Origin of the sequence: Adlercreutzia sp. ZJ176 (genome assembly GCF_011038975.1) — a bacterium.
Classification (GTDB): Bacteria; Actinomycetota; Coriobacteriia; order Coriobacteriales; family Eggerthellaceae; genus CAAEEV01.
Genome location: NZ_JAAKEC010000002.1, coordinates 193,916 through 209,294, shown reverse-complemented (window position 1 = coordinate 209,294; position 15,379 = coordinate 193,916). Strand labels below are relative to the sequence as shown.

At 66.7% G+C, this 15,379-nt stretch carries 12 protein-coding genes; 11 read left to right on the top strand and 1 reads right to left on the bottom strand.

Annotated features, from left to right (window positions below):
* Nucleotides 1-1,073: 1,073 nt before the first annotated feature.
* On the bottom strand, nt 1,074-2,009 hold the full coding sequence (locus G7Y50_RS01870; RefSeq protein WP_165056501.1) for a LysR family transcriptional regulator: 936 nt from the start codon (nt 2,007-2,009) through the stop codon (nt 1,074-1,076).
* A gap of 334 nt (nt 2,010-2,343) precedes the next feature.
* Between G7Y50_RS01870 and G7Y50_RS01865 the strand changes: the two genes are divergently transcribed.
* The 11 genes from G7Y50_RS01865 to G7Y50_RS01815 all read left to right on the top strand — a co-directional run bounded on the left by G7Y50_RS01865 (nt 2,344) and on the right by G7Y50_RS01815 (nt 15,379).
* The gene (locus G7Y50_RS01865) at nt 2,344-3,213 is read left to right on the top strand and encodes a respiratory nitrate reductase subunit gamma (RefSeq protein ID WP_165056500.1); all 870 of its coding nucleotides are present in this window, start codon (nt 2,344-2,346) and stop codon (nt 3,211-3,213) included.
* Between the two features lie 3 nt (nt 3,214-3,216).
* Nucleotides 3,217-4,824: a (Fe-S)-binding protein gene (locus tag G7Y50_RS01860; RefSeq protein ID WP_165056499.1), complete on the top strand. Its 1,608-nt coding sequence runs from the start codon at nt 3,217-3,219 to the stop codon at nt 4,822-4,824.
* A gap of 169 nt (nt 4,825-4,993) precedes the next feature.
* Nucleotides 4,994-6,364, top strand: coding sequence for a glutamyl-tRNA reductase (hemA, locus tag G7Y50_RS01855; protein ID WP_165056498.1), 1,371 nt, complete (start codon nt 4,994-4,996; stop codon nt 6,362-6,364).
* Nucleotides 6,361-7,278: a hydroxymethylbilane synthase gene (gene hemC, locus G7Y50_RS01850; protein WP_165056497.1), complete on the top strand. Its 918-nt coding sequence runs from the start codon at nt 6,361-6,363 to the stop codon at nt 7,276-7,278. Before hemA ends, hemC begins: the two co-directional genes overlap by 4 nt.
* Nucleotides 7,279-7,291: 13 nt before the next feature.
* A complete protein-coding gene (gene cobA, locus G7Y50_RS01845) occupies nt 7,292-8,818 on the top strand; it encodes a uroporphyrinogen-III C-methyltransferase (RefSeq protein WP_165056496.1) in 1,527 nt (508 codons plus the stop codon).
* Nucleotides 8,815-9,795 (top strand): porphobilinogen synthase, encoded by a 981-nt coding sequence (gene hemB, locus G7Y50_RS01840; protein WP_165056495.1) that lies wholly within the window; start codon nt 8,815-8,817, stop codon nt 9,793-9,795. The genes cobA and hemB overlap by 4 nt, the downstream gene beginning before the upstream one ends.
* Nucleotides 9,795-11,117 (top strand): glutamate-1-semialdehyde 2,1-aminomutase, encoded by a 1,323-nt coding sequence (hemL, locus tag G7Y50_RS01835; RefSeq protein WP_165056494.1) that lies wholly within the window; start codon nt 9,795-9,797, stop codon nt 11,115-11,117. Before hemB ends, hemL begins: the two co-directional genes overlap by 1 nt.
* Nucleotides 11,118-11,381: 264 nt before the next feature.
* Nucleotides 11,382-11,570 (top strand): ATP-binding protein, encoded by a 189-nt coding sequence (locus tag G7Y50_RS01830; RefSeq protein WP_165056493.1) that lies wholly within the window; start codon nt 11,382-11,384, stop codon nt 11,568-11,570.
* A 35-nt stretch (nt 11,571-11,605) separates the two neighbouring features.
* Nucleotides 11,606-12,826, top strand: coding sequence for a dissimilatory-type sulfite reductase subunit alpha (dsrA, locus tag G7Y50_RS01825; RefSeq protein WP_165056492.1), 1,221 nt, complete (start codon nt 11,606-11,608; stop codon nt 12,824-12,826).
* Between the two features lie 63 nt (nt 12,827-12,889).
* Nucleotides 12,890-13,939: a dissimilatory-type sulfite reductase subunit beta gene (gene dsrB, locus G7Y50_RS01820; RefSeq protein WP_241156597.1), complete on the top strand. Its 1,050-nt coding sequence runs from the start codon at nt 12,890-12,892 to the stop codon at nt 13,937-13,939.
* A gap of 90 nt (nt 13,940-14,029) precedes the next feature.
* Nucleotides 14,030-15,379: a YeiH family protein gene (locus tag G7Y50_RS01815; RefSeq protein ID WP_165056490.1), complete on the top strand. Its 1,350-nt coding sequence runs from the start codon at nt 14,030-14,032 to the stop codon at nt 15,377-15,379.

Genomic DNA, 15,379 nt, shown 5'->3' with positions numbered 1-15,379 from the left:
CCGTTCTTCATCATCTTGGCGCCGCAGACGCCGCATTTTGGGCTAGACACCGCTCACCCCCGACCCGGACTGACTTTTTTCTCGAAAAAGTGTCCCCGAACAGGGGTGTCAAGTGCTTTTGTTACACGCTTTCTTGCCTATAGGGAAGTTGGTCGGCAACAACTCCGGAGGCATGTATGTCTAGCTTGAACTGGGAAGATAGGGTAACTCTTTACACACTTTTCTGCCTATATCCCACAGATTAATCCCTCATTGCCGATAACGGCGCTTTTGCATCCACCCCTCAGGCGATTCTGGATGAAACAAGGCCGTTATCGGCGATTTCCCGGAAAAGTGGATGAGAAAGGCGCGTTGTCGGCGGTTTTCGGGGCTCGAAGCACCGATAACGGACGTTTTTCATCCAGCTTTTCAGAATCATGGATGAAAAGAAGCCGTTGTCGGTGTCTCGATATCCAAGGCAAGCGAGAAGGATTCTCTTCTCCGGACTATCCTCGGGCCTTCGTCCTGCTCGTCGGTTTGTGCAGGATCAGATCGCATTTGAAGGCCTTCCGCATGGCCTGCTTGAGGGTAACTTGCAAACGAAGGAGCTTGCAAACTGCGGCGTTTGGGAAGTCAAGCGCTTAAACACGTTGTCGCCGTCTCTTCCCTTTGAAGGCGCGACAGGAGCTCCCTTTAAAGCGCCGATCTTTAGCTCCATGATTCCTGAAAGGTTCTGACGCTTTAAGAGGAACTGCTGCGACTTGCGCTCGATCCTTTGCTGCTCAACACGAGCGCCGCGCTCGTCAATGCAGCCGTCATAGTACATGCGAGTTAGGGCGAGGGCCGACAATGCCTGCAGGCACAGCATGAACTGGTCTTCATGCTTTCGTCCAGAGCGTTTCGCGAAACGGCGGTTTTGGCCTCGCTTCGTGCGGCGCTCCGCTGTGGGCGATATGGCAATCGCAATGTCATATCGCCCGTTTCCATACGCGACATATTCTCGTATTTATTCGCGTAAGACGACAGCGCGCGAGTGTTTGCCAAAGCGTGACAACGGGAGACGGCGGGTCGTCATCCATCTGCCCCGCCCCGCCTCACGGCAGAAACGGGGCGGGGATGAGGGCGCGCAGCGTGTCCTGCGAGCGCAGGCGCGAGAGGAACCACTCCTCATCGGTCGTGAGGATGCTCTTGCAGTTCGTGAGGATGTTCAGCGGCCGCTCGAGCGGGCAGTCGCGCAGCTTCAGCATCGAGAGGCGCTTGTGGCGGCACTCCTCCTGCACGGCGAGCGCCGAGATGACGGTGACGCCGAGCCCCGCCATGACGGTGTCCTTGATGGCCTGGATGCTGCTGAGCTCGGCGACGACGGTGAGCTCGTCGGCGTCGAGGCCGTTCTTCGCCATGGCCATCTCCATGACCTTGCGCGTGCCCGAGCCCACTTCCCGCAGGATGAGGTTCTCGCTCTTGAGCTCCTCGAACGACACCTCGATCCGCCTGCTCCACGGGTGGTCGATCGGCACCGCGATGACGAGCTCGTCGCTCCAGAACTGCTCGATGACGAGGTTCTCGTCGTAAGGGACCGGCCCTTCCACCAGCCCGATGTTGAACTTCTTGTCCAGGATGGACCGCGAGATCATGAGCGTGTTCGCAACCAGCACGTTGAAGCGCAGAGGCGGCTTGCCCTGCGGCGTGTTGATCGACATGATGTGCGACAGCAGGTACTCGCCGATCGTGAGCGTGGCGCCGACGTGGATGCAGCTGCTCTGGTTCTCCGTCAAAGACAGGATGGTCTCCTTCGTCTCGTTCATCGTCTGGATGACGTGGACGATGCTCTTGTAGAAGACGCGCCCGAACTCGGTGAGCGTGACGCCGCGGTTGGTTCGCTCGAAGAAGCACGCGCCGTACTCCTTCTCCAGGTTCTGGAGCTGGATGCTGACGCTCGGCTGGCTGATGTGCAGATGTCGCGCGGCCTGCGTGATGTTTCCTGTCTCGGCGACCTCTTTGAACACGATGAACTGCTCCAGAGAACTCACGATAACCCCTTTCCCTTCGCTGCTTGGCGGGGAAGAAGACGGGTCGAACACGCGAACAGCCCAAACGATCTCATCGGCGTCGCGCGTCGGGCTCGAATCTCGGTCGTCTTGCGCTTACGTTGCGTTTACCTTTAGCTTACGTGCCGTCATTAAAATAGTTCATAGCGCGCGAAGTGTATAGCTGGGAATAACCTATCGAGCGATTGAAATAAGCTATCGCTCGATTGCATATTCCCATTTTACAACCCCCTTAACGTGCTTTAGCGTTGGGATTGCAAAACTTTGGTACGAGCTGGTCAGTCAGACTGCGCCAAAGTTCGAGAAGGGGGTTCACATGGATGGTGCCACGCTCGTTTCTGTTCTTCTCCTCGCCGCGCTCGCGGGCTTTTTCGTGCTCAGCGCGCTCAAGTTCTGGAAGTACTCAAGGCTCTCCACCCACGGCCGCTTCGACCTGTACCCCGTCCCCAAGGAGGGCGCGGACAAGGCGCGCTACGGCGGCTCGTATTTCGAGGAGAGCGAGTGGTGGGCCAAAAAGCGCACCACGAGCCTGTCCACCGAGATCGTCGAGATCATGAAGGAGATGTTCTTCATCAAGACGCTGTTCGAACGCCAGCGCTCCCTGTGGTGGGCCTCGTTTCTGTTCCACGCGGGCGTCTACATCTTGTTCGGCTGGTCGGTGCTGCTCATCCTCGGCGCGTTCGTGCGCGTCGACTTCGTGATCGCCGTCATCAACGTCATAGGCGAGCTCGGGTTCGCGTTCGCCACCGTTGGCATCGTGCTTCTGCTCGTGCGTCGCCTGACGGACGAAGCCTCCCGCGTGTACATGGCGCCGGCGGACTACTTCAACCTCGTGCTGATCCTCGCCGTGCTCGTCACGGGCATCGCCTCGTGGACGACCAGCGCGAACGTCTACGACGTCGCCGCCCAGGTGCTCACCTTGAGCGCCGTCGAGCTTCCCGCCCTCGTGATGGTCCACTTCGTGCTCCTCGGCGTCATGATGGTCTACATCCCCGTGAGCAAGATGGGGCACTACGCGGGGAAGTTCTTCTCGTTCCACCGGGTCCTCTGGGACAACGACCCTAACCTGCCCGGGAGCAAGGTCGAGCGCAACATGCGCGCCGCGGCCGCCGCGCCCGCGCAGACCGCGTGGTCAGCCCCGCACGCCCGCCCCACGCAGACCGACCCCAGCGCAACGGAGGAGTAGCCCATGTCCGTGAACACCAAGCACCTCAAAGCCAGTGACATCTCCCGGGACGTCGACGTCCTCTCTCCCGTCGACGACCTCATGCCTCTTCCTTCCCCCTATGACGCAAACGGGCTTGAGCCGAAGTTCAAGGAGCTCAAGCCCGGGTGGGCGGAGGAGCATTGCGCGTCGCTCGACGGCTTCATCGCGCTCGACACGCTCAAGCGCCCCGAGACGCAGGAGGAGGAAGACGAGTTCGTCGAGCGGTTCCTCGTCGGCCTGGAGAAGCTCTTCCAGGACGCCAACAAGGGGGCCCTGCAGCCCCTGCAGCTCGTCACTGAGTTCTGCGCGAAGTGCAACACCTGCTCGGAGGCGTGCCACATCTTCCAGGCGAGCAACGGCGACGAGATCTACCGCCCGAGCTATCGCGTCGACGTGCTGCGGCGCATGTACAAGAAGCACTTCACCCCCTCAGGCAGGCTGCTCGGCGGGTTCGTGGGCGCCGACGTGGACGTGAACTGGGAGTCCATCGCGCGCCTTGGCGAGATGGCGTACCGCTGCAACCTGTGCCGCCGCTGCGCGCAGGCCTGCCCGCTCGGGCTCGACAACGGCCTGGCCGCGAAGGAGATCCGCAAGCTCTTCTCGCAGGAGCTCGGCATCGCTCCGTCGCCCGTGCACAAGAAGGGCACGGTCCTGCAGCTCGAGGTGGGCTCGACGACGGGCCTCACGCGCCCGGCGCTGCTCGACACCATCGAGTTCATCGAGGAGGACATCGAGGAGCGCACGGGCCGCGCCGTGAGGTTCCCCATCGACAAGGAGGGCGCCGACGTGCTGCTCCTCCACAACGCCGGCGAGTTCATCGCGTGGCCGGACAACCCGGCGGCCTTCGCCATCCTGCTCGACGAGGCGGGCGTGAGCTGGACGCTCAGCTCCGAGCTCATGGGGTACGACGGCGTGAACTACGGCGTCTGGTACGATGACGTGCAGGCGAAGAAGGTGGCGCTCGCGCAGTTCGAGGTGGCGAAGCGGCTCGGCGTGAAGCGCATCGTGGTGGGCGAGTGCGGGCACGCGCACAAGGCCATCGGCGTGGCGGCTGACCGCATGGCGGCGAGCGAGGACAAGGTCCCCGTGGAGAGCTTCCTGCCGCTCATGGCGCAGCTCGTGCGCGAGGGCAGGCTCGAGTTCGACCCGTCGAAGAACGACTTCCCCGTCACGCTGCACGACCCGTGCAACATGGTGCGCCAGATGGGCATCGTGCAGCCGCAGCGCGAGATCCTGCGCGCGATCGCGCCGCAGTTCCGCGAGATGACGCCGCACGGCGTCGACAACTACTGCTGCGGCGGCGGCAGCGGGTTCGCCATCATGAACTCCTACAACTTCGGCGACTTCCGCGACAAGGTGAGCGCGCGCAAGAAGCTCGAGCAGATCATCAACGCCTTCGGCGACGAGTTCTCCGACCCGGCCGTGCTCAAGTGCGTGTGCGCGCCCTGCTCGAACTGCAAGGGCACGATCCGCGACATCCTGAAGGCGTACAAGGTCACGGCGAAGTACAACGTGCACTACACCGGGCTGGTCGAGCTCATGGTGAACGCCCTGGTGAGCATGGAGAAGCCCTACCTGGAGTTCCTGTAGCGTCAGCGGCGCGCGCTTGCGGCGGGCGCGGGCTTGCGGCGGGTGCGCGGCGTGAGGGCGCAGACGCTTGTGGCGGGCGCGCGGCGGGCGCAGGCGTGCCCGCAGGCCGTGCGGGTACGGGCGGCAAGGCCAGGTGGGAGGCGGATGACGAGGAGGAAGGGGCGTCGGCATGGAGTCAACGCGCGGTGTGGTTGTCGGGGCGAACATCAAGAGCGCGCCCATCGACCTGCTCGAGAGGCTCAGCGTGCACCATTCCGCGGTGCAGCGGACCGCGCTTGACGTCAAGCGCGCCTGCGGCGCGGGCGGCGTCGTCATCTTGAGCACCTGCAACCGCTTCGAGATCTACGCTACCTGCCCCGACGGCCTCGACGCCGCCGAGGGCATCCGGCGCTACCTGGTCGAGCGCTGCGCCGGCGGCAGCGACGAGGTGCGCGGGCGCCTGCTCGGCGCGCTCTACTCGTACGCCGACGAGGCGGCCTACCGCCACCTGCTCGAGGTGGTGTCCGGCCTCGACTCGCTCATCGTGGGCGAGGCGGAGATACTCGGGCAGGTGTCGCGCGCCTACCAGGCGTCATGCGAGGCGAAGGCGACGGACAAGCTGTGCAACGCGTGGTTCCAGCGCGCGCTGCACCTGGGCAAGAAGGCGCGCTCCCAGACGCTGCTCGGGAGCTTCTCGGTCTCGGTGGGGCGCATCGCGGTCGATTTGGCCGTGCGGGAGTTCGGGGACGTGCACGACAAGCGCGCGCTCGTCCTCGGAGCAGGTGAGATGAGCGAGCTCACGGCGAAGTACCTGGCGGCGCACGAGTTCCCCGTCGTCATGGTGGCGAATCGGTCGCTCGCGCGCGCCCGCGAGCTCGCCTGCGCGCACGGCTTCACCGCGCACCCGCTCGACGAGGTGGAGGCGTGCCTGGCCAAGGCCGACGTGGTGTTCTCAGCCACCTCGGCGAAGACGTGCCTCATAACCGAGGACATGGTGCGCCGCGTCATGGACGAGCGCGCATCGCGGCCCCTGCTCCTCGTCGACATGGCCATTCCCCGCGACGTGGAGCCGGCGGTCGCGGGCGTGCCCGGCGTGTCGCTCCACAACATCAACGAGCTGCGCGATGCCGCCGAGCGGGGCCTGTTCGAGCGCATGCAGGCCGCGGCGGGCGCGCGCTCGCTCATCGACGAGGAGCTCGCCGACTTCACGCGCTGGATCAGCGCGCTCGAGCTCGTGCCCGTGATCGCGGCGCTGCGCCGCTACGCCGACGGCGTCAAGGCCGAGCGCCTCGAGGCGGCCTCCGACAAGCTCAAGGGGCTCTCGTCCTCGCAGCAGCATGCCGTGGACGTCCTGGCGACGACGATCGTCGACCAGATCGTGCGCGGCCCCGTCGAGGCGCTCAACGCCCGGGCGGGCACGCCGCGTGCGCGCGAGTGCGCTGGCGTGCTGCAGGAGCTGTTCGGCTTCTCGCCCGCGGTGCTGCCGGGCGGCGCCGGCGCGGGGGCGGTCGTACATGAAGGCGGCGGGGCTGCGCGCAGGGAGAGCGAGGTCGCGCGATGAAGGCGCTCAGGATAGGCACGCGGAAAAGCCAGCTCGCGCTCTGGCAGGCCGAATGGGTGAAGTCCCAGGTCGAGCACGCGTTTCCGGAGCTTGAGGTGGAGGTTGTCACGCTCGACACCAAAGGCGACCTCGACTTGGCCACCCCTCTGCCCTCGGTGGCGGACAAGGGGTTCTTCACGGTGGAGATCGAGCAGGCGCTCCTCGCGCGCGAGATCGACGCCGCCGTGCACAGCCTGAAGGACCTGCCGACCGTGCTTCCCGCCGGCCTGCGCATCGGCGCCTACGGCAACCGCGCTGACGCGCACGACGTGTTCCTCAGCCGCGACGGCACGCCGCTTGCGGGCCTTCCCGAGGGCGCGCGCGTGGGCACGTCGAGCTTGCGGCGGACGGCGCAGATCAAGCGCCTGCGCCCCGACCTCACCTGCGTCGAGCTGCGCGGGAACCTCAACACGCGCTGGCGCAAGCTGCAGGAAGGGCATGCCGCGGGCATCGTGCTCGCGGCCGCGGGTGTCGAGCGCCTCGGGTGGCAGGACCGCGTCACCGAGGCGTTTCCCTTCGGCATCATGCTCCCCGCGCCGGGCCAGGGCGTGATCGCCGTCGAGTGCGCCGAGGACCGCCCCGAGGTGCTCGCGATCCTGCGCTGCGTGAACCACGAGGCGAGCGAGCGCGCCGCGCGGGCTGAGCGCGCGTTCCTCGGGGCGCTTGAGGGCGGGTGCCAGACGCCGCTCGGCGCGCACGCGACCTGTTCGCGCGGCGCCCTCACGCTTGACGCGGCCGTGTTCGGCCTTGACGGAGGGCGCTGCGTGCGCGTGTGCGTCTCGGGGCCCGACCCCGAGGACGTGGGGGCGCAGGCGGCGCGCGCGGCGCTTCGGCGCGGCGCAGACGAGATCATGCGCGACGTGCGCGCGATGTGAGGAGGTGGGCTGCATGCCAGAATGCGGCAAGGTGGTGCTCGTCGGCGCAGGTCCGGGGGATCCGGGCCTCATGACGCTCGCGGGCAAGCAGTGGGTGGAGCGCGCGGAGGTGCTCGTGTACGACCGCCTCGTGGCGCGCGAGCTCGTGGCGATGGCGCCGGCGGGCTGCGAGCGCGTGTACGTGGGCAAGACGCCCGAGCGCCACACGCTCTCCCAGGACGAGATCAACGCGCTCCTGCTCGACCACGCGCGCGCGGGCAAGCTCGTCGTGCGCCTCAAGGGCGGCGACCCGTTCGTGTTCGGGCGCGGCGGCGAGGAGGCGCTCGCGCTGTGCGCGGCAAGCGTCCCGTACGAGGTGGTGCCGGGCGTGACGGCGGCCGTCGCCTCGCCGGCCTACGCCGGCATCCCCGTGACGCATCGCGGCATGTCCTCGACGTTCACGGTGGTGACGGGGCACGAGGCGCCCGACAAGCTCGCGTCGGTCGTTGACTGGGAGGGCCTGGCGCGGGTCGGCGGCACGCTCATCTTCCTCATGGGCATGCGCAACATCGAATTGATCTGCGAAAACCTCATGCGCTGCGGCATGGATGCCTCCACGCCAGCGGCGGTGGTCGAGCGCGGCACCTGGCCGGGGCAGCGCGAGGTCACCTCGACGCTCGGCGCGCTCGGCGCCGATGTCGCGGCAAGCGGGCTCTCAAGCCCCGCCACCATCGTGATCGGCGAGGTCGCGCGCCTCCACGCCGCGCTTGCGTGGCGCGCCACCCGCCCGCTCGCGGGCAAGCGCGTGGTGGTCACGCGGGCGCGCTGCCAGGCGTCGAAGCTCTCGCGGCAGCTCGAGCAGCTCGGCGCAGAGGTGGAGGAGCGCCCGCTGATCCGCCTCGAGCCGACGGGCGTCACCGAACTCGTCAGATGCGCGCTCGACGAGCTTCCCTCCTTCGACCACGTGGTGTTCTGCAGCGTGAACGGCGTGCGGTACTTCGCCGAGGCGCTCGCCGCCCACGCGGGCGCACGTGACCTGGGCGCGCTCACCGCGCGTGCCGTGGCCGTCGGGCCCGCCACGGCCGAGGCGCTCGCCGCCCGCGGCGCCGCGGGCGTCATCGTGCCCGAGGAGGGGAGCGCCGAGGGCCTGCTCTCCCTGCTCGAGCACATGACGCGTCCTGGCGAGCGCGTCTTGGTCGTGCGCGCCGAGCACGCGCGCTCCGTCATCCAGGACGGCCTCGCCGCCCGCGGCGTCATCGTCGCTGAGGCGCCGGTCTACCGCAACGTGCCCGACGAGGGCAGCCGCGAGGCGCTCGTCAGTGCCCTGCGCGCGCGCCGCGTCGACGCGATCATGCTCACGAGCTCCTCGACGGCGCGCAACCTGCGCGATGCGCTCGCGGGCGAGCTCGGCCTGCTCGAGGGCGTGAAGCTCCTCTCGATCGGCCCCGTCACCACGCAGACGGTGCGCGAGCTCGGCATGGCGTGCGCCGCCGAGGCGGACGAGCCCACCGTGTCCGCGCTCGCGCGCCTCGCCGAGCGCGAGCTGGGAGGCGCCTCATGAAGCTCGCCGTGCGCCACCGCCGCCTGCGCTCCTCAGCGGCCCTGCGCGCGATGGTTCGCGAGAACCACGTGCGGGTGGCCGACCTCATCTACCCGCTCTTCGTGTGCGAGGGCGAGGGCGTCTGCGAGCCCGTCGCCTCGATGCCCGGCGTGTGCCGCTACTCGCTCGACAGGCTCGAGCCCGTCCTCGCCGAGGTGACCGACCTCGGCATCCCCGCGGTCATCCTGTTCGGCATCCCCGCGCGCAAGGACGCGCTCGGGACCGGCGCCTACGACGAGGCGGGCATCGTGCAGCGGGCCATCCGCCTCATCAAGGAGCATCATCCCCACCTCGTCGTCATCGGCGACGTGTGCCTGTGTGAGTACACCGACCACGGGCACTGCGGCGTGGTGCGCGACGGCATCGTCGAGAACGACGCCACCGTCGAGCTCCTCGCGCGCACCGCCGTGTCGCAGGCGCGCGCCGGCGCCGACATCGTCGCGCCCTCCGACATGATGGACGGGCGCGTGGCCGCCCTGCGCACGGCGCTCGACGGCGCCGGCTTCGAGCATGTGGCCATCATGTCGTACGCCGCCAAGTACGCCTCGGGCTTCTACGGCCCCTTCCGCGACGCGGCGGGCTCGGCGCCGCAGCACGGCGACCGCAAGACCTACCAGATGGACCCCGCCAACGGCGACGAGGCCCTGCGCGAGATCCGCGCCGACGTGGAGGAGGGCGCCGACATGATCATCGTCAAGCCGGCGCTGGCGTTCGGCGACATCATGTGGCGCGCGCGTCTCGCCTCCCAGCTGCCCGTCGTCGCCTACAACGTGAGCGGGGAGTACGCGATGGTGAAGGCCGCTGCGCTCGCGGGCTGGCTCGACGAGCGGCGCGTCGTCACCGAGCTGCTCGTGGGCATGAAGCGCGCGGGCGCCGACATGATCATCACCTACCATGCGCTCGACGCCGCGCGCTGGCTGCGCGAGGAGGCGCTCTGATGCGCCGGCCGAACGGCGAGTGCGTCAAGGTCCCGGGCTTGTCGACCAGCAAGAGCGCGCGGGCCTTCGCGCAGGCGCGCGCGATCATCCCGGGCGGCGTCGACTCGCCCGTGCGCGCGGCGCGCGCCGTGGGCGCTGACCCGCTGTTCATCGCGCGTGGGGAGGGCGCGCATCTGTGGGACGTCGACGGGAACCGCTACATCGACTACGTGGGGTCGTGGGGCCCGCTCATCATGGGCCATGCGCATCCAGGCGTCGTACGCGCCGTGTGCGAGGCCGCGCGCCTCGGCACGAGCTTCGGCGCGCCGACCGAGGCCGAGACGCAGCTCGCGCGCGCGATTCAAGACGCGATGCCCGCGCTCGAGATGATCCGCTTCGTGAGCTCGGGCACCGAGGCGACCATGAGCGCCCTGCGCCTCGCGCGGGGCGTGACGGGGCGCGACATGGTGCTGAAGTTCGAGGGCTGCTACCACGGGCACGTCGACGCGCTCCTCGTGCAGGCGGGCAGTGGGGCGCTCACCCTTGGCACGCCCACCTCGGCCGGCATAGCGGAAGGCGTCGCGGCGCGCACGCTCGTCGCCCGCTACAACGACCTCGAGGGCACGCGCGCGCTCTTCGAGCGCTACGGCGAGCAGATCGCCTGCGTGATCGTCGAGCCCGTCGCGGGCAACATGGGCGTGGTCCTCCCGCGGGACGGATTTCTGCCGGGCCTGCGCCGGCTCTGCGACGCCTACGGGAGCCTGCTTGTGATCGACGAGGTGATGACGGGCTTCCGCGTGGGGCGCGGCGGGGCGCAGGAGCGCTTCGGCGTCGAAGGCGACCTCACGTGCCTCGGCAAGATCATCGGCGGCGGGCTTCCCCTGGCGGCCTTCGGCGGAAGGCGCGCGATCATGGAGCAGCTCGCGCCGCTCGGGCCGGTCTACCAGGCGGGGACGCTCTCGGGCAACCCGCTCGCCACGGCGGCGGGCCTCGCCACGCTGGGCCTTCTGCGCGAGCCGGGCGTCTACGAGCACGTCTTCGGCCTCGTGCAGGAGCTCGCGCGCGGCCTCGAGGACGCCGCGCGCGCGGCGGGCGTGCCGGTGAGCGTGAACGCAGTCGGCGGCATGTTCTCGCTCTTCTTCACCGAGGGCCCCGTCGTCGACTTCGCGTCGGCGACGCGCTCCGACACGGCGCGCTTCGCGCGCTTCTACGCCGATATGCGCCGCGACGGGGTGTATCTGGCCCCGAGCCAGTTCGAGTCCTTGTTCATGTCGGCGGCGCACACGCGCGCCGACGTCGACGCCACCGTCGAGGCGGCCCGCCGCGCGTTCGCGCGCCTCTAGCGGTCCTCGGCCGCGCGCGCCAGGTGCCGCTTCCGCGCTGGTTTCCGTGCGATTCGTTTTTGCTATGGCAGGTTCTCGAAAGGACCTTAAAAACGCAACTTGAACTGGTGAAACAACCTGGTATAGGCTCAGGTTATCCCCCGATCAAGTCAAAGTATTTTCGCGGCGGGGAGGTTAGTGGTCAAATAGGACTTGTCGTGATGCCGCGTTATGGAGACGTGCTGGTAAACGGCGAAATCAAAGCAGGGGAAGGGGGTGTAACCGATGTTCATAGTGTCAATTGACGAGGAGGCATGCACTGGCTGCGACTCGTGCGCCGACGGGTGTCCAGCCCACATCCTCGCCTTTAACGGCGAGCACGCGTATGTGGCTGGCGACGAAGCGGAGTGCATGGGATGCGAGGCGTGCGTCTCGGTGTGTCCGAGCGGTGCGATAACCATCATGGAAATGTAGTTCCGCAATTTTTGATTGAAGCAAAAGGAGGGATTATGACTGAAAGCAGCAAGACCCCCCAACTGGACGAGCTGGAAAGCGGCCCGTGGCCAAGCTTCGTGACGGAGATCAAGCGCGCTGCTGAGAAGAGCGAGATGAGCGCCGATTTGCTCGGGCTGCTCGAGCGCTCCTACCACGACAAGATCGGCCACTGGAAGCACGGCGGCATCGTGGGCGTGAAGGGCTACGGCGGCGGCGTCGTCGGGCGCTACACCGACCTGCCCGAGGAGTTCCCGAACGTCAGCGAGTTCCACACGATGCGCATCGCCGCGCCGAGCGGCTGGTTCTACGACACCGACGCCCTGCGCGAGCTGTGCGACATCTGGGAGCGCCACGGCTCCGGCATCACCAACGTGCACGGCGCCACCGGCGACCTCATCTTCCTCGGCACCAAGACCGAGGAGCTCCAGCCCACGTTCGACGAGCTCTCCGAGGCTGGCTACGACCTGGGCGGATCGGGCTCTGACCTGCGCTCTCCGAGCTGCTGCGTGGGACCTGGCCGCTGCGAGTACGCCTGCTTTGACACGCTTGACATGTGCTACGACATCACCAACGAGTTCCAGGACGAGCTTCATCGCCCGATGTGGCCGTACAAGTCCAAGATCAAGATGTCCGGCTGCGCCAACGACTGCGTCGCCGCGGCGGCCCGCGCCGACATCTCGGTCATCGGCACCTGGCGCGACGCCATCACCATCGACCAGGACGAGGTGAAGAAGTACGCCGAGAGCGGCCTTCCCATCCGCGAGGCGGTCGTCGAGAAGTGCCCGACCCGCTGCCTGCACTACAACCAGGAGACCGGCGAGCTCACCGTGAACGCCGACGAGTGCACGCGCTGCATGCACTGCGTCAACGTCATGGGCCGCGCGGTCAAGCAGGGTAAGGAGAAGGGCGCCACCATCTTGCTTGGCGCGAAGTCCACCATCGTCAAGTCGGCGTTCATGTCCTGGGTGCTCGTCCCCTTCATGAAGATGGAAGCCCCCTACGACGAGTTCAAGGACCTGGTTAACCGCATCTGGGACTGGTGGGACGAGAACGGCAAGACGCGCGAGCGCATCGGCGAGACGGTCTATCGCATCGGCATGGGCAAGTTCCTGCGCGACATCGGCCTCGAGGCCGTGCCCCAGATGGTCTACCGCCCGCGTGCCAACCCGTATGTGTTCTGGCCTCAGGAGGAGATCTTGCAGGAGGCTGCAGGGCAAGAGGGCGAGCCGGCCTAAGCGCCGCGCGAACCCGAGAACTGATGACGAGCTTTTAGAAAGGCAAGGTGATTCCAAGTGGCAATGATCGACAACGGGCCTCCGGATTTCCGTCAGTACCTGCCGAACATCATCAAGGAGAACTACGGCAAGTGGGAGTACCACGAGCATGTGCGCCCTGGCGTGCTCAAGCACGTCGGCCCGGCGGGCGAGCTCTACAGCGTTCGCGCCGGCGAGCCCCGTCTCATGAGCGTCGACGCCATCCGCGACATCTGCGACGTGGCCGACGAGTTCTGCGACGGGCATCTGCGCTTCACGAGCCGCAACAACATCGAGTTTCTGACCCCCGACGAGAGCAAGGTCGAGCCCATCATCGAGCGGTGCCAGGAGCTCGGCTACCCCGTGGGCGGCACGCACCACTCTCTCAGCAACATCGTCCACACGCAGGGCTGGGTGCACTGCCACACGCCCGCGTCTGACGCCTCCGGCATCGTGAAGGCGATCATGGACGACCTGTACGAGTACTTCGTCACCGACGAGCTGCCCAACAAGCTGCACATTGCCATGGCATGCTGCCTGAACATGTGCGGAGCAGCCCACTGCAGCGACATCTCCGTCGTCGCCATCCACCGCACCGTCCCGCGCATCGACCATGACACGGTGCGCAAGACCTCCGAGATCCCGAGCCTCGTGGCGTGCTGCCCGACGGGCGCCATCCGCCCGGATCCGAAGATCAAGAGCGTCGCGGTAGTGGACGAGCGCTGCATGTACTGCGGCAACTGCTACACCATGTCCCCCGGCATGCACATCATGGATTCCGAGAACGACGGCCTGGCCATCATGGTCGGCGGCAAGGTGTCCACGGCGCGAACCGACCCGAGCTTCTCGCGCATGGTCATTCCGTTCTTGCCGAACAACCCGCCGCGCTGGCCGGAAGTCACCGAAGCCGTGCGCCACATCGTCGAGGTGTGGGCTTCTAACGCTCGCAAGGGCGAGCGCCTCGGCGAGTGGATCGAGAGGATCGGATGGGAGCGCTTCTTCTCGATCTCGGGGATCCCGTTCTCCGACAAGCTCATCGACGACTACATCTTCTCGCGCGAGACGTTCAGAACCTCCTCTGCGTTCAAGTTCTAGCCGCTTGAAGAGGTCTGCCCTGCCGCCGCGCCCGCGGCGGCAGGACCCACGCGGGACCAAACCCATTCATCCTTAAGGAGGGGTGAACAAATGGTTGAAAACACAAAAACGAACGGCGGTGGCCTGCAGAGTCTTTACCTCAAGGAAGACTGGTGGGCGGTCTGGATCGGCTTGGGCCTGGTCATCGTCGCGCTCATCCTGTGCGCGGTGGGGCAGTCCCTCGGGACCATCACCGTGTCGTTCAAGAGCTACGACAGCTTCACGGCCGTGCCGGGGATGGTCGTCTCGCTTCTGCCTAAGATGCTGTTCCTCTACATCACGCTGGCAGCCATCTTCTCGCTCGCCGCGAAGGTCATGCGCTACAACGTCGGCAAGTTCCTCGCGGGCTTCACGCTTCTGTTCGTGATGGCCGTCATCGTGCAGATCCTCGGCGCGTGGAACACGGCCAAGACGTTCAACCTCGAGGCTCCTGTGATGGCGCTCATCGTGGGCATGATCATCGGCAACTTCGTGAAGATCCCGGACTGGTTCGAGTCTGCGATGCGCACCGAGTTCTACGTGAAGGTCGGCATTGTCCTCATGGGCGCAACGCTGCCGTTCACGCTGATCTTGGAATCCGGCCCGGTTGCCCTGTTCCAGGCCACGGTCATCGCCGTCACCACGTTTTTGGTGATCTACTTCGCGGCCACCAAGCTGTTCGGCCTCGAGAAGCCCTTCGGCGCTACGCTCGGCGCCGGCGGCTCGATCTGCGGCGTGTCGGCTTCCATCGCCATCGGCTCGTCGGTCAACGCCAAGAAGGAGCACGTCTCCATCGCCATCTCGATGGTCGTCATCTGGGCCACCATCATGGTGTTCCTGCTTCCCGTGATCTGCCGCCTGCTCGGCCTGTCTGACGGCGCCGCCGGCGCCTGGATCGGCACCTCCGAGTTCGCCGACGCCGCGGGCATCGCCGCCGCAGCCCAGTTCGGCGACGGCGCCACCACCACCTTCACCCTCATGAAGGTCGTCGGCCGCGACATCTTCGTCGGCGTGTGGGCCTTCCTGCTCGCCATCATCTCCGTCACCGTGTGGGAGCGCAAGAAGTCCTCTGACGGCACCGTCCAGAAGCCGGGTGCGGGCGTCATCTGGGAGCGCTTCCCGAAGTTCGTCATCGGCTTCTTCATCGCGTCGATCATCGTCACCATCGTCCTGGCGACGGCTTCCCCCGACTTCGCCGCCCTGGTCGACTCCGACGCCCTCAAGGCCATCAAGAACCTGCGCGGCTGGGCGTTCGTGTTCTGCTTCCTGTGCATCGGCCTGACCACGCGCTTCAAGGCGCTCGCCGCCACCGGCTGGAAGCCCTTCGCTGCGTTCACCATCGGCGTGGGCGTGAACGTCATCCTCGGCTTCTTGTTCTCGACGGTGTTCTTGAACGACTACTGGACGGCAGTGGGGATGTAA